General features: G+C 62.4%; 14 protein-coding genes. All 14 read right to left on the bottom strand.

The features are described 5' to 3' along the window. Nucleotides 1-18 precede the first annotated feature (18 nt). Nucleotides 19-573 (bottom strand): chemoreceptor glutamine deamidase CheD, encoded by a 555-nt coding sequence (cheD, locus tag PWG15_RS01345; protein ID WP_275022711.1) that lies wholly within the window; start codon nt 571-573, stop codon nt 19-21. Next, a complete protein-coding gene (locus PWG15_RS01340) occupies nt 570-959 on the bottom strand; it encodes a response regulator (RefSeq protein WP_025425902.1) in 390 nt (129 codons plus the stop codon). The genes cheD and PWG15_RS01340 overlap by 4 nt, the downstream gene beginning before the upstream one ends. After that, nucleotides 959-2020: a protein-glutamate methylesterase/protein-glutamine glutaminase gene (locus PWG15_RS01335; protein WP_275022710.1), complete on the bottom strand. Its 1062-nt coding sequence runs from the start codon at nt 2018-2020 to the stop codon at nt 959-961. The genes PWG15_RS01340 and PWG15_RS01335 overlap by 1 nt, the downstream gene beginning before the upstream one ends. Beyond that, on the bottom strand, nt 2017-2925 hold the full coding sequence (cheR, locus tag PWG15_RS01330; protein WP_275022709.1) for a protein-glutamate O-methyltransferase CheR: 909 nt from the start codon (nt 2923-2925) through the stop codon (nt 2017-2019). The genes PWG15_RS01335 and cheR overlap by 4 nt, the downstream gene beginning before the upstream one ends. Next, entirely contained in the window at nt 2922-3392 is a 471-nt protein-coding gene (locus tag PWG15_RS01325; RefSeq protein ID WP_275022708.1) for a chemotaxis protein CheW, read from the bottom strand. Before PWG15_RS01325 ends, cheR begins: the two co-directional genes overlap by 4 nt. Before the next feature lie 6 nt (nt 3393-3398). Then, nucleotides 3399-5702, bottom strand: a complete 2304-nt coding sequence (locus tag PWG15_RS01320) for a chemotaxis protein CheA (protein WP_275022707.1) — start codon at nt 5700-5702, stop codon at nt 3399-3401. A 19-nt stretch (nt 5703-5721) separates the two neighbouring features. Continuing rightward, nucleotides 5722-6087: a response regulator gene (locus PWG15_RS01315; RefSeq protein WP_025425897.1), complete on the bottom strand. Its 366-nt coding sequence runs from the start codon at nt 6085-6087 to the stop codon at nt 5722-5724. Between the two features lie 3 nt (nt 6088-6090). After that, the gene (locus PWG15_RS01310) at nt 6091-6384 is read right to left on the bottom strand and encodes an STAS domain-containing protein (RefSeq protein WP_065372388.1); all 294 of its coding nucleotides are present in this window, start codon (nt 6382-6384) and stop codon (nt 6091-6093) included. Nucleotides 6385-6425: 41 nt separating this feature from the next. Beyond that, nucleotides 6426-8039, bottom strand: a complete 1614-nt coding sequence (locus PWG15_RS01305) for a globin-coupled sensor protein (RefSeq protein WP_275022705.1) — start codon at nt 8037-8039, stop codon at nt 6426-6428. A 799-nt stretch (nt 8040-8838) separates the two neighbouring features. Then, nucleotides 8839-10227, bottom strand: a complete 1389-nt coding sequence (locus tag PWG15_RS01300) for an FGGY-family carbohydrate kinase (protein WP_275022704.1) — start codon at nt 10225-10227, stop codon at nt 8839-8841. A gap of 4 nt (nt 10228-10231) precedes the next feature. After that, the gene (rhaM, locus tag PWG15_RS01295) at nt 10232-10546 is read right to left on the bottom strand and encodes an L-rhamnose mutarotase (protein ID WP_275022703.1); all 315 of its coding nucleotides are present in this window, start codon (nt 10544-10546) and stop codon (nt 10232-10234) included. Nucleotides 10547-10553: 7 nt separating this feature from the next. Then, the gene (locus tag PWG15_RS01290; RefSeq protein ID WP_275022702.1) at nt 10554-11558 is read right to left on the bottom strand and encodes an ABC transporter permease; all 1005 of its coding nucleotides are present in this window, start codon (nt 11556-11558) and stop codon (nt 10554-10556) included. Beyond that, nucleotides 11558-12538, bottom strand: a complete 981-nt coding sequence (locus tag PWG15_RS01285) for an ABC transporter permease (RefSeq protein ID WP_275022701.1) — start codon at nt 12536-12538, stop codon at nt 11558-11560. The genes PWG15_RS01290 and PWG15_RS01285 overlap by 1 nt, the downstream gene beginning before the upstream one ends. Further along, nucleotides 12535-14031, bottom strand: coding sequence for a sugar ABC transporter ATP-binding protein (locus PWG15_RS01280; protein ID WP_275022700.1), 1497 nt, complete (start codon nt 14029-14031; stop codon nt 12535-12537). Before PWG15_RS01280 ends, PWG15_RS01285 begins: the two co-directional genes overlap by 4 nt. Nucleotides 14032-14201: the final 170 nt, after the last annotated feature.

Genomic DNA, 14201 nt, shown 5'->3' with positions numbered 1-14201 from the left:
GGCGCCTGCCTCGCAGGATCAGAAGAATTCGATCGAGCTTTCGGCCGGCTTCGGCGCGATGATCGGGCGCTCCTCCATCTGCACGGTGCGCTGCGTCTCGACGCCGGTCAGGGCATATTGCCGGGCCCGGCCGCTGGACGGCCAATATTCGAGCTTGCGGCCGTGCTCGCCGCCAGTGCTTTCGCCGACGATGCGGATGCCTTCGTCGAGCAGGAACTGCCGTGCGAAAGCGGCATTCTGTTCGCCGACATTGGAGAAGCGCGCGATCGTCTTTGCGCCGCCAAAGATCTTGGCTTCAAGACGATCTCGACGCGCGCCCTGCTTCAGCAGTCCGTTGATCAGGAGTTCCATGAGATGGACCCCGTAGCGGGTCGCGTCGCCGCCGGAAGCAGGCGACGTCGCGGAACCGGGCAGCAGAAAATGGTTCATGCCGCCGACGCCGACTACGGGATCGCGCATGCACGCAGCCACGCAGGAGCCGAGAATGGTCGACAGCACGACATTGGGATCGTTGAAGACCTTGTACTCGCCCTGGATGACATGCACGCGCTTGCCGGCGGCTTCCATGTTCATTTCAGCGCCCCGAATACGGCTTCGATCGCAGCCTTCATCTTTTCGATGGTGAAGGGCTTGGCCAGTACGTTGTTGGCGCCGAGGGCCGCCGCCTTCTGAACCAGTGCGCGATCGCCCTGGGCCGTCAGAATGATGAAGGCCGCCTTCTTGGTTGCCGGGTTGGAACGGACCGCCTGCAAGAGGCCAAGACCGTCCATTTTCGGCATGTTGAAGTCGGAGATCACCAGATGGTGCGGGTTCTGGGCCATGATCTTCATGCCCTGCTCCCCGTCACCGGCAGCGGTGATCTGCTTGAAACCGAGCTGCTGGAGGGCATCGCCCAAGAGCAGACGGCTCGTCACCTGATCGTCGACGATCAGAACTTTGATTTTTTCGGCGATGGACATTATTCGCTTCCTTCCTTGCGGAGCGCCGCTGCTTTCAGGACCTCCTCCCCGATGGATCCGAGGGGGAGCTGAGTTTCAACGGCGCCCAATTCATAGGCGACTCTCGGCATGCCGTAGACGACGCACGTCTTTTCGTTTTGTCCGAAGGTCTTTGCCCCGGCATGCCGCATTTTCAGGAGACCGGAGGCGCCGTCGCGCCCCATGCCGGTCAGGATGACGCCGATCGCATTGCGGCCGGCAAGTTCAGTAACGGAATCAAACAGCACATCCACCGACGGGCGATGCCCGTTGACCGGTTCGCGGTCGACCAGGCGGCAACAGGGTGCAGTCGGGTTGGCGACCTGCAGATGACGCTCGCCGCCCGGCGCCAGATAGACCTTGCCGATCTCAAGGCGCGCGCCGTCCGTCGCCTCCTGGACCGTGGGAGCGCACAGGCGGTTCAGCCGCTCGGCAAAGCTCTTCGTGAAGGTGTGCGGCATATGCTGCGTAATGACCGTCGGCGGGCAGTTGGCCGGGAACTTCTGCAGCACCGTGATCAGCGCTTCGACGCCGCCGGTGGAGGCGCCGATTGCGATGATCTTGCGACCGGCACGATATTCCGAGGCGGTGTTCGCGTTGGCAGCGGCAGGCGCTGCCGCCACCTTGTTGCCGGTGATGATGAACTTGCGTTGCGAGCGCGCGGCCGCCTTCACCTTGTCGACGAGGCCGGCGAAGGGATGCGGGTCGCCCGGATGCGGCTTGCCGACGCAATCGAAGGCACCGATTTCGAGTGCGGCAATCGTCGCCTCGGCGCCCTTGTGCGTCAGCGTCGAGACCATGATGACCGGCATCGGCCGCAGGCGCATGATCTTGTCGAGGAATTCGAGGCCATTCATGTTCGGCATTTCGATGTCGAGGGTGACGACGTCAGGGTCGAGCTGCTTGATCGCCTGGCGTGCTTCCATGGCATCGGCCGCCTGTCCGACGACGGTCACATCAGGATCGGCATTCAGGACAGCGGTAATGAGGCCACGCATGGTGGCTGAGTCGTCAACGACGAGAACGCGCGCGGGAGCGGTCATGCCCGTCCTCCATGAAACTTGCCGGTATGGCGGTAGGTGGTGATGCCGATGTTGTCGAAGTGCGCCTTGGCGTCACCCGACACGCGCTCGGAATGGCCTATGTAAAGATGTCCGTCGGTGTTCAGCATGCCGGCGAAGCGCGACCAGATCTTCATCTGCGTCGGCTCGTCGAAATAGATGACGACGTTGCGGCAGAAGATGACGTCGAACGGGCCCTTGAACGGCCATTGCGCCATCAGGTTCAGCTCGTTGAAAGTGATCAGCCGCTTGACGCGATCATCCACCTGCCACTTGAAGCGACCGGCGACATTGACTTCGGAGAACCACTGCTTGCGCATGGCCGGGTTGACGGTTTCGAGCGCCGTCGCGTCATAGGCACCGGCCCGGGCGAGCGCCAGGATCTTCGGGTCGATATCGGTCGCGAGGATCCGGAAATCGTAGTCGGCCGCGTTCGGCAAGAGCGACAGGACCGTCAGCGCGATCGAATAGGGCTCCTGCCCGTCCGAGCAGGCCGCCGACCAGATGCGCACCCGGCCGCCCGCCTTGGCGCGCGCGATCAGTTCCGGCAGGACATCGGTCTTCAGGTGCTCGAAATGGTGGTTCTCGCGGAAGAACCGCGTGAAGTTGGTGGTCAGGTGCGAGAGCATGTCGCGGCGCGCGGCAGCACCGGCCGGCGAAGCAACCAGCTGGCAATAGTCGCGGAAGCCCTTGAGCCCGAGATTGCGGATGTGCTTCGACAGCCGCGAATAGACAAGCGACGCCTTGCTCTCGTTGAGATAAATGCCGGCGTCCGCATAGATCATCGCGGCGATCTCGGTGAGATCCCGACGGGTCAGCGGGTACTCACCGCTTGCCAGGCACTCGTCCGGCGACAGCTTCTGTTCGAAGGCGACCTGGTTCCTCATGCAGCTTCCCTTTCTTCCTGCGGGAAGATTGCTTCCAGCTCAATGAGGCAGATCATCCGGCCTTCGATCGCGAGCACACCGCGGGCGAAGCTCTTTTCGAACTCCGACGAGATCACATCCGGCGTTGGCTGGATCTTGTCGTCGGTGATCGTCAGGATGTCGGAGACGGCATCGACCAGCAGACCGACGACCTGGCTCTTCACCTGGGCGACGATGATGACGTGGCGCACGGTCGGTTCCGCCGGCTTCATGCCGAGCCGGGCCGAAAGATCGACGATCGGCAGCACGGCGCCGCGCAGATTGATCACACCGAGCACATAGGACGGTGCATGCGGCATCGATGTCGCGGGCGTCCAGCCACGGATCTCGCGCACCTGCATGATGTTTACGCAGAATTCCTGATCGCCGACGCGGAAAGCGATCAGCTCCCGTCCGTCCGTGGTCAGATTTTTTGCGGCATAGGTCATTGGTTATTATCCGGCAGCAGCAAGTGACATTTCAGGCTTCAGCGAGTGCCCGCGCGAGGCGGCGACAATCGCATCGACATCGAGGATGAGCGCCACACGGCCGTCGCCGAGAATGGTCGCCGCAGCGATGCCCGGTACGTGGGTGTAGTTGGCCTCGAGGCTCTTGATCACCACCTGGCGCTGCCCCTGGATCGCATCGACCATCAGGGCGCGCTGGCCACCACCTTCCGATTCGACCAGCAGAGCGACACCCTCGACCGGGTTTGCCTGGATGGCGCGGAAGTTGAGAATGCGGCCGACATCGACAAGCGGGCAGAAGGAGTTGCGGATCGAGATCAGCCGCTGGTTGGAGCCGAAGGAGTGGATCGCCGAGGCTTCCGGCTGCAGGGTCTCGACGATTGCCGTCAGCGGCACGACGAGCGTCTGGTTGGCGACAGTGACGACCATGCCGTCGAGAACGGCGAGCGTCAGCGGCAGGCTCATGGTGAAGACCGAGCCATGGCCCGGCTTCGAGGAGATGTTGATGCGGCCGCCGAGCGCCTGGATCGAGCGCTTGACCACGTCCATGCCGACGCCGCGGCCGGAAATGTCGGAGATCTTGTCGGCCGTCGAGAAGCCGGCGTGGAAGATCAGGTTGTCGATCTCTTCGTCCGAGAGATTTGCGTCGGCGGCGATCAGGTCGTTGTCAATCGCCTTCTGGCGCACCTTCTCGCGGTTGATGCCGGCGCCGTCGTCGGCAAGCTCGATGACGATGCGGCCCGAACGGTGCTTTGCGGTCAGGCGCACGGTGCCTTCGGCGCTCTTGCCGGCGGCAAGACGTTTCTCCGGCGTTTCGAGGCCATGGTCGACCGCATTGCGGATCATGTGGGTCAGCGGCTCGGCGAGCTTGTCGATGACCGTCTTGTCGACTTCGGTGTTCTCACCCTCGGTGATGAGGCGGACCGACTTGCCGGTCATGTCGGCAATTTCGCGAACGATGCGCGACATGCGCTGGAAGACCGGCTTCACCGGCTGCGCGCGGATCGCCATCACCGAATCCTGGATCTCGCGGGTGAGCTGCTGCAGCTCTTCGAGACCCATGTTGATCGAGGACGTGCCGTTGGTGTCGTTCTCGACGACGCTCTGAGAGAGCATCGCCTGGTTGATGACCAGTTCGCCGACAAGGTTGATCAGGCGATCGACACGGTCGAGGTCGACGCGGATGGTCGGCGTGCCAGCCGATGCGGCGGCCTGTTGGGCGGCTGCGGTCTGGGCTGCGGCGCTGGCGGCCGGCGCGGCCTTTTCAGCCGGGGCGCGGGCTGCGGATTGCGCCATCTGCAAGACGTTGCTGGCGGTGCCTGCAGCCGAAACCGCGGCATTGCGGATATCCTGCTGCTGGTACGCGAGCTGTTCTTCCTCTTCGACGACACCGACCGAAACCGCCGGCTCATCATCAAGAATCGAAAGGTCGAACGGCACCGGCTGCATCGGCAGCTCTTCGCCCGACTGTGCAGGGTCGCCTTCGACCAGGGAAATTTCCAGGTCGCAATCCCACTCGGCGAATTCGAACACCGTGCGGATCGCATCCTCGCCCTGATCGGTCTTCAGCGAGATCTTCCAGAAGAAGTAGGCGCTCTCAGGGCTCAGCCGATCGAGTGTCGGCAGTGCACCCATGTCGCAATGGATGCTCATTTCGCCAAGGCGGGAGAGGTCGCGCAGAAGCAGCGTTGCCTCATTGCCCTTGGCATAGAGATCGGACTTCGGCTTGAAGACGATCTCGTAGGCGGGCATTTCCATCAGCGACGGTTCTTCGGCGACGTCGAAGTCGTCGAAAGAGAAAGCGACCGGCTGGAAGCCTTCGTCGTTGACCGGCGGCGGAGCCGCGGCGGCAACGGGCTTGGCAACCACTTCGACCGGCGCTGGAGCGGCTGCGGACGCTTGCGGCACTTCGCCGTTGGCCAAAGCCTCGAGCTCCTTGATCAACTGACGGCTGCGCGCCTCGTCGACGCTGCCGCCATCTCGGGCGGCATTGGTGAGGTCGGCGAGCACGTCGGCCGACTTCAGCATGACCTTCAGGACCTCCGGTCCGGGATCGAGCCGGTTGGAACGAACGCAATCAAGGGTCGTCTCGAACACGTGCGCGAAGGAGACGAGGTCGTCCAGCCCGAAGGCGCCGGCGCCACCCTTGATCGAGTGCACCGCGCGGAACACAGCGTTGACCGTTTCCGGGTCGCGGTCGCCGTCATTGAGCTTCAGCAGACCCGATTCCAGTTCGGCGAGTTGTTCCTCGCATTCCTGGAAGAAGATCTCTTTGATTTCGTTCATATCCATTGGAGGCTATCCCCGGACTTCAGGCCGTTACGCGCTCGATTGCATCGATGAGTTTGGTCGGATCGAACGGCTTGACGATCCAACCCGTTGCTCCGGCCTGACGCGCACGGTTTTTCTTTTCCGCGTCGCTTTCGGTGGTCAGGACCAGGATCGGAATGGCGCGGTAGCGATCGTTCTTGCGCACGCCTTCGATGAAGCCGAAGCCATCCAGACGCGGCATGTTGATGTCGGTCACGATCACATCCGGGTTAGCTTCTTCCAGAACCTCAAGGCCCTCGACGCCGTCCTCGGCCTGGATCGTTTCAAAACCCGCGTTGTTCAACGTGACCAGCAGCATGTTTCGGATCGTCCGGGAGTCGTCGACCGTCAGAACTCGCTTCTTCATTTCTCAAATCTCCTTTGCCACCAGGTGGTCGATCTCGACCCCGATGAGCTGTGTCGTTTTCTCGAAAGCGTCCGACACCTTGCTGAAGGTGAAAGACAAATGATCCTCTTCCCAGGTCTTGGCGCCGGCCATCAGCACCTGAACACAAAGCGTGCCCACCCGCTCGACCGCCGAAGCGTCGATCACGATGTCGCTGCCCTTCAGAGCGAGCAGCTTTTCGTGCAGCGCCGTCGCCTCGTTCAGGTCCAACACCGGAGCGAGGCTGAGCGTCTTTTGAGCGGTCTTCTTGCTGGCCATTCCTGTCTTCCTCGACTGCTAACTCTGTACTGCTCTTGAAATCAGCGCTGCCATCCGGCGAAGTGCCGTTGTGGCGCGTCGTCGAACAGCGGAATTCCCGGCTCTTCGGCAACCACGCCCAGGGCCGGCCGGCTCGGTTCGCGGCCGACGGCTGACGAAACGGGATGCCGCCGCTCCAGACGGAACCGACGAATGGTCTCGCCAAGCTCGACTATGACGGTGTGGAGATCGTCCGACGAACGCGCGGTTTCCCCCGCCAGGGCAGCACTTGCCTGCACGCCCTGAGAGATCGTGCCGATCTCGGCGGCAACGCCCCGGAGGTCGCCGACCTGTTGCTCCGCTTCCCGGGCGATGCCGGAAACGGCCGAATTGATGGACGTAACCTGCTCGACGATGCTGCTGATCGCATCCTGGGTGCGGCCAACGATCTCGACGCCGGTCTCGACCTGCGCCTTGGTGCCGGTAACGAGCTGCTTGATTTCGCGAGCCGCCTCACCGGAGCGCTGCGCCAGCGCGCGCACTTCCTGGGCGACGACGGCAAAGCCGCGACCGCTGTCGCCGGCCCGTGCCGCTTCGATGCCGGCATTCAGTGCCAAGAGGTTGGTCTGGAAAGCGATCTCGTCGATGACGCCGATGATCTGGCCGATCTTTTCGGCGGACGCCTCGATGTCGGCCATCGCGGTGATCGCCTGGCCGGCGATTTCGCCGCTGCGCTCGACGGCGATGCGGGTTTCGTTGGCCTTTGTTTCCGTGGCGCTTATGCGACCGGAGCCGCTCGCCATGCGTCCGGTCATGTCGGCAAGCGCCGCCAGTTGCCCGGACAGCGCATCGGCTTCGACACTCGCCTTGTCCGAGAAGGCAGCCGCGTTTCCGCGCATGCGATCGACCAGAGCTTCGGCGGAACGGTTGTGATGGTCGGACGCCTGCAGGCTCTGCTGAATCTGTTCCAGCGCCGCATTCAGACTGGCGACGATCGGCTGGTAGGCTTCCGCTGCCGCTTCCGGCAGCCGCACGCCAAGGTCGCCCTGGCTCAAGCTCTCGGCAAAGTCGCCGAAGAGCGCCTTGACTTCCTGTTCGTCGGCGCTGCGCTGTTCGGTCAGCTGCCTTTGGTGCTGCTGGCGAAGGGCATTGAAACGGAGCGAAACGCCGATCTCGGTGTCGACGAAGACGGTGCGCACGAGTGCGGCGACGAGGTCGCAGAGTTCGCGGCGACGCGCCTTGCCCATCGGCAGGAAGGACCTCGGCCAGGCCTCCTCGATGAGGCCGACGAGCAGATGTTCGAGCACGACAGCGTGGCTTGCCATCTGCCAGCGCGGATCGAGACCCATGCGGCTCGCCGTATCGGCGAGCACCTTGACACGCTCGGCATAGAGCCCATCGAAGCGCGCGTCGGTCAGCACGTTCCAGTGCGACGACTGCAGGTCCTGAAGGCGATCGATCTGGCGGTCGCTGTCGAAATGGCGGGCAGCATCGGGATAGGTCTGAAGGCGCTGGAAGAGGTCACGAAGCGCCTGGTCGATGCGGGGAGAAAGCCTCTGTCTATGATCCCGGACGCGGTTGCAGCTCTCCTCGTCAAGCCCGGCAAAACGCAAGCGCTCCAGCAGGCTGCCTGCCTGGCCCTTCCTTGCCTGTTCTGACGATGCTTCCTGCCTCAACGCTGATCCCCGGGTAATGCGCGTTTTCGAATTTGCCTGGGGAGGTCAAAGGGAGCCACGGTCCACCGGACGTGCACGCCACATCGATGAGATCAGCCCCCGCCAGCGGCGTCTGCTATCGTTCATCCCGCAAGTATATTCGGTGAAGAATGGATACCGGACCGGAACCGGTACGGCGGGGCGGCATCATGCCTTGAGGAGACTTGTGAATTATCCCATTCCGACGTGTGGGACCATGTTTATGGTTAATTCCTTGCTTGAAAGTTAACGGTCCCTCGCCTCTAATCGGATTCACTAAAATTCGCAGGATGTTTTTCTCGGGCGATTTTTGCACTGCAACAAAACTGTAATAACGGCCCCGGATTTCAACAGGTTCTCAATCACAAGAGTTTAGAATTGTACTTTGACTTGCGCTCGCGTATCGAAGCGAAAGTGAAGTTGGCGCTTAATGCGCGAAGAAACCTTCGCAGGAGCGGGATGAGGAAAAGTGTGTGCGGTTTTCCTCCTGCATCCCACTCTAAATTAAGAGGAATCGATCACGTTTATGATTGGGGTCGTCGCGACCCAAATCATCGTGATCTAGGCAAAGCGACATCATGACGATGCGCTTACAGGAAACGAACAATGATTGTTCTTGGTATTGGCGCCGCACTCACAGCAATCCTGACAATGATGGCGGTATCGATCGTTCTCAACATCGAGCACAATCGGTCGGCAAAACGCAGCTCTGTGTTTTGATCGGGCTCAGGCCCGTCTCTTACTGATACAATCAAGCATCTGGTGGCCGTGAGCGCGTGTTCTACGGCCGCTTTTCTTTGTTTGCATGCTTCAGTGCCGCCTCGCGCCAGGTCTGCGCATAGGTGACGAAGCTCTCGGGAACCTGGCCCGCAACCGGCTCAACCCCGGTCCTGACCCTCGATCCCTGGACGAGGCAGGCGGCACCGAGGCTCGTACCCGTAACATTGAGAGGATCAGCAAAGATCGGTCGGCCGGTCGCCGCGGCAAGCATGCGCAGATAGGACCTGTTGACGGCAAACGGTCCCTCTACCACGACCTCGCCACGCGCGCCGATCAGATCGAGGCAGGTTGCCGTCATCATCGCCAGGTAGAACGAGACGACGGCAAAACGCTCGGTGGGGCCAAGCGCCTTTTCGTCCGCCGTCCAGATCGCCCTCGAAGCCGGAAAAGGACCGGACCCCTCGGGAATGGACGGCAGCAGCATGTGGCCTGCGTTGGCCACCGCCTCTTCCACATCCGGCAACGCGGGAACCGCCCGCTCACCCAGCAGAAGCTGGAAGGCGCGGCCACCCATGAAGCGGGCGGAGGGCACGGGGTCTCCAAGCGCATTGACGTTGATGAGCGTATCGCGACGTTCGTCGAGCGCCTTCGGTTCTGCCCCGACCGCCAGCATGACGACCCAGGTGCCGGTGGAGACTACCGAGAAGGGCGAAGCACGCGTCAGCAGATGCGGGAGCAGCGAGGCATTGGAATCATGAATGCCGCAATAAACAGGCGTCTCGGGGGCAATGCCGGTTGCAGCACAGAGCTCGGGTCGCAGGGCACCAGCGATATCGCTCGCCTTCAGCACCGGCGCAAAGAGTGGCCTCCAGCCCTGGCTTTCGACCAGAGACGAGAACGTGCCAGCTCGCGGGTTCCAAAGATCCGTGTGGCAACCGAGCGACGTCAGTTCGTTGCAGAGCACGCCCGTCAGCCGATAGGTCCAGTATTGCGCATAGGTGAGGATCGAGGCGACCCGCGCAAAATCATCCGGAAAGGTCTTCTGCTGCCAATAGAGCTGCGCGCCGACATTGAGGCCCATCGGCAGACGCGCTGAGCCCGTCTCGGAAAAGGGCGGCCGCGCGGCATCATAATCGGCGGCAAGGCTGTCCGGGCCGATATGCTCGTAGTCCAGCACCGGAAGCGCGAGGTTGCCGGCCGCATCAAGCACGACCGCTGTCGCACCATGGGTGGTGATGGAGATGGCCTCGAAAGGGTGTTCGGCGTTGAGCGCCGCGAGGCTCTCGAGCAGGAAGTTCCAGAGATGTTCGACATCGAAATGAGGATAGGGACCGGACGTGAGCACCGCATTCGCCGTCTTGCGAACGTCGATCTCCTCGAAACGGTCGAGATCAACGGCCGCGACCTTGGCATTGGTCTTGCCGATATCGATAACGCCAACAACCCGCATCACATCAGTCCATATGAAAAACGGTCTGGAGCGGCACCGCCACCGGCTCGTTGTCGGCTTTGGTTTCCATGATATCGGCCATGTGGGCCCACCACTTCTGCATGACCGGATGCGACGGCAGGTCGGCCATGCGGTGATCGTCGGTGCGCCAGAGCACGCCGAAAAGCAGGTGGGTCTCCTCGTCCAGATGGATGGAGTAATCGGAGACGCCGGCCTCCTTCAGAAGCACCGCCAGCTCCGGCCAGATGGCATCGTGGCGCGCCTTGTATTCGGCCGCCATGCCCGGGTTCAGCCGCATGCGGAAGGCATATTTTTCCATCAGAACCTCAATGCGCAAGACGGCGGCGGGCACGCCGCCAGAGGATGGGGAGCGCGATCACCGAGATCAGCAGCAGGCCGATGAAGATCGACATGACGATACCCGGCACGTTGAGCAGGCCGAAGCCGAAGGTCACCATGCCCATGATCAGGGCGGCGAGCACAACACCGGGAATGGTTCCGGAGCCGCCGAGGATGTTGACGCCGCCGAGCACCACCATCGTGACCACTTCCAGTTCCCAGCCGAGCGCGATCGACGGACGGGTCGAGCCGAGGCGCGAGGTCAGGCAGATCGAGGCGAGCCCCGCCATCAGCCCGGTAAGCAGGAAGAGGATAAACTTGATGCGCCCAACCCGGATGCCGGAAAACAACGCCGCCGTTTGGTTGTTGCCGATGGCATAGACCGCACGGCCGAAGTTGGTCTTGTGCAGCACGACGCCGTAGACGACGGCAAGCATAACGAAGAGCGTGAACTCGAAGGAGAACACCCACCACACATACCCCTGTCCGAACCAGGAGAAGCTGTCGGGATAGCCGGTGAAGGCCTGGTCGCCGAGGATGATGAAGGAGAGCCCGCGGAAGAGGCTCATGGTGCCGATCGTCACCACGATCGACGGCAGCCCGAGACCGGTGATCAGCAGGCCATTGATGGCACCGCAAATGAGACCGACAGAGAGGCCGATCGCAACCAGCGCCGGCGTGTCGAAGCCAAGCTGGACGGCGTAGCCCATCGCCGTCGAGGCAAGCGCGATGACCGAGGCGACCGAAAGATCGATTTCGCCGGAGATGATCACCAGCGCCATGGCAAAGGCGATCATCGCCTTTTCGGTGAAGTTGAAGGTCGCGTCCGAGAGGTTCCACGGATCGAGGAAATAGGGCGAGGCCAGCGAATTGCCGAGGAAGATGAGGCAGGCAACGACGAACAGCAGGCTCTCCCAACTCTTCAGCAGTCGGGCACCGCGCCCCTCGAGGCGATCGGGAATGTGGCGGGGGGTAAGTTGGGTCTCGGCCATCAGACAGCCTCCGCCTTTCTCAGGATAACACGACCCTTCCGCCGCTCGGCGCGGGCGTTGACGGCAACGGCGATGATAATGACCGTTCCCGAAATCGCCATCTGGGCGAAAGGCGAGATGTTGATGACCGGCAGCGCGTTCTTGATTACGCCGAGAAACAGTGCACCGAGCACCGCGCCGGCAACGGTACCGATGCCGCCGGCGATCGAGATGCCGCCGATGACGCAGGCCGCGATGATATCGAGCTCGAAGCCGGCGGCGATATCGACGTAGGCGACGGCATAGCGCGACACCCAGAGGTAACCGGAAAGCCCCGCGAGTGCGCCTGAGAGACAGTAGGCCGAGAAGCGGGTGCGGCCGACATCGATGCCGGTATAGACGGCCGCATGCGGATTGCCGCCGACCGCATAGAACGCGCGCCCAAGCGCGGTTCGGCTCATCAGCAGGAAGACGAGCGCTATCATCACCAGCGACAACCAGGAGAGAACCGGGAAACCGAGGAGCGCGTCGCGCGGCAGGGCCTTGAAGGCGTCACTCATCTGGTGGGCGTTGATCCACTTGCCATCGCTCAACAGGAAGATCAGGCCGCGATAGATGGTCAAGGTGCCGAGCGTGACGACGATCGGCGGAATATCGAGCTTCCAGACGAGCGCACCGTTGATCATGCCGAGCACCGTGCCGAGGGCCACGGCGGCAAGAATGACCAGCGGGATCGGCAACCCTGGAGAAGCCGCGTTCAGCATCGCCGCAACCATGCCGGAGAGCGCCAGGTTGGCAGCCATCGAAAGGTCAATGCATCGCGTCAGGATCACGGCCATCTGGCCAAGCGCCAGAATGATCAGGATCGAGGTGTCGTTGTAGACGCGTGCCAGGTTTGCCGGCGCGACAAAGGGCGGGAAGCGCCAGGTGATAAGCGCGAGCAGCACCCCGATCGCGCCGACAAGCAAGAGCTCACGGTTTTTGAGAAACTTCGCCATCACGCGGCCTCCTGAATACCGGCGGCGGCGCGCACCAGCTTTTCCGCCGTCAGATCGGCGCGCTCGAAGCGACCGGCGATCCGTCCCTCGCGCATGACGATGACGCGATCGGACATGCCCATGATCTCGGGGATTTCCGAGGAGACCATGATGACGCTGAGGCCTTGGGCCGCCAGTTCGCTCATGAAGGCGTGCACGGCCGCCTTGGAGCCGATGTCGATGCCCTTGGTCGGTTCGTCGAGGATGATCACTTTCGGCTTGGTCGCCAGCCATTTCGCGATGACGACCTTCTGCTGGTTGCCGCCCGAGAGCGTGCCGACGTCCTGATCGAGCGAGGCGGCGCGCAGGTCAAGGCGCGCCGTATATTCCCGGGCGAGCGCGAACTCGTTGGCAAGTTTCAGAAAGCCCGAGCGCGAGGTACGCGACAGCGACGGCAATGTGACGTTCTGAAAGATCGGCAGACCGATGATCGCACCCTGTCGACCGCGCTCTTCGGGCACGTAAACGATGCCTGCCCGGATCGCTTCGGAGGGGCTGCGGATCACCAGGATCTCGCCATCCAGGCGGACGGCGCCGGCAGAAGGCCGGGTGACGCCGATCAGCGACTGCATGAATTCCGAGCGTCCGGCACCGACAAGGCCGTAGAAACCGAGGATCTCGCCGCGGCGAAGCTCGAAGTTGATATCCTCGAATTCGGTCGGGTGGCGGTAGCCGGAAACGGTGAGCACCGGCTCGCCGATCGCGACGTCCTTCTTCGGGTAGACCGAACCGACGGCGCGGCCGACCATGAGGCGCACCAATTCGTCCTGGCTGACGTCGGCGATCAGTCCCTCATCGACCATCGTTCCGTCACGAAAGACCGTATAGCGGTCGGCGATCCGGAAGATCTCGTCGAACTTGTGGCTGATGAAGAGGATCGCCTTGCCGTCAGCCTTCAGTCGCTCGACCAGCGCATAGAGCTCGTGGATTTCCTTGTGCGAGAGCGCCGCGGTCGGCTCGTCCATGATGACCACCTGGGCATCGACGGAGAGCGCGCGAGCGATCGCAACGAGGTGTTTCTTGGCGATGCCGAGGTCGCGCAGGCGGATCGTCGGATCGAGATCGGCACCGGCGCGCGCAAGCAGCGCACGGGCATCGGCATTGAGCTTCTTCCAGTCGATCACGCCGAAGCGATTGCGCGGGGCATGACCAAGGAAGATGTTCTCGGCGACGGACAACTCGTCGAAAAGCACTGTCTCCTGGTGGATCGCCGTGACACCCGCACGCGCTGCCGCAAGCGCCGTCGGGAAGTGAACCTCCCGGTCGGCAACGGAGATGGTGCCATGATCCGGCTGGTAGATGCCCGTCAAGATCTTCACTAACGTCGACTTGCCGGCACCGTTCTCGCCGATCAGCGCCGTAACAGACCCCGGGTAGAGCGACAGCGAAACATCGGAGAGCGCCTTCACGCCGGGAAAGGATTTCGAGATTCCTTCGAGCGCAATGGCGGGCTTCATCCGCGATGTGAGCGTATCCTGGAGCAAGAGACAGTCCACCAATTCAGTCGTTTCGATAAATCAAGGGTTGCCAGCGCCTCGGTCGCGCTTGGAGCAGTTCGGATAACCCCGACCGCTTTGGCAGTTTGGGGCTGCCCCTCGCCCCGGGTTTAACCCGAGGACTAACCCTC

The sequence above is a fragment of the Ensifer adhaerens genome (genome assembly GCF_028993555.1).
Lineage (GTDB): Bacteria > Pseudomonadota > Alphaproteobacteria > Rhizobiales > Rhizobiaceae > Ensifer > Ensifer adhaerens_I.
This window is presented reverse-complemented; position numbering and strand designations above follow the sequence as displayed.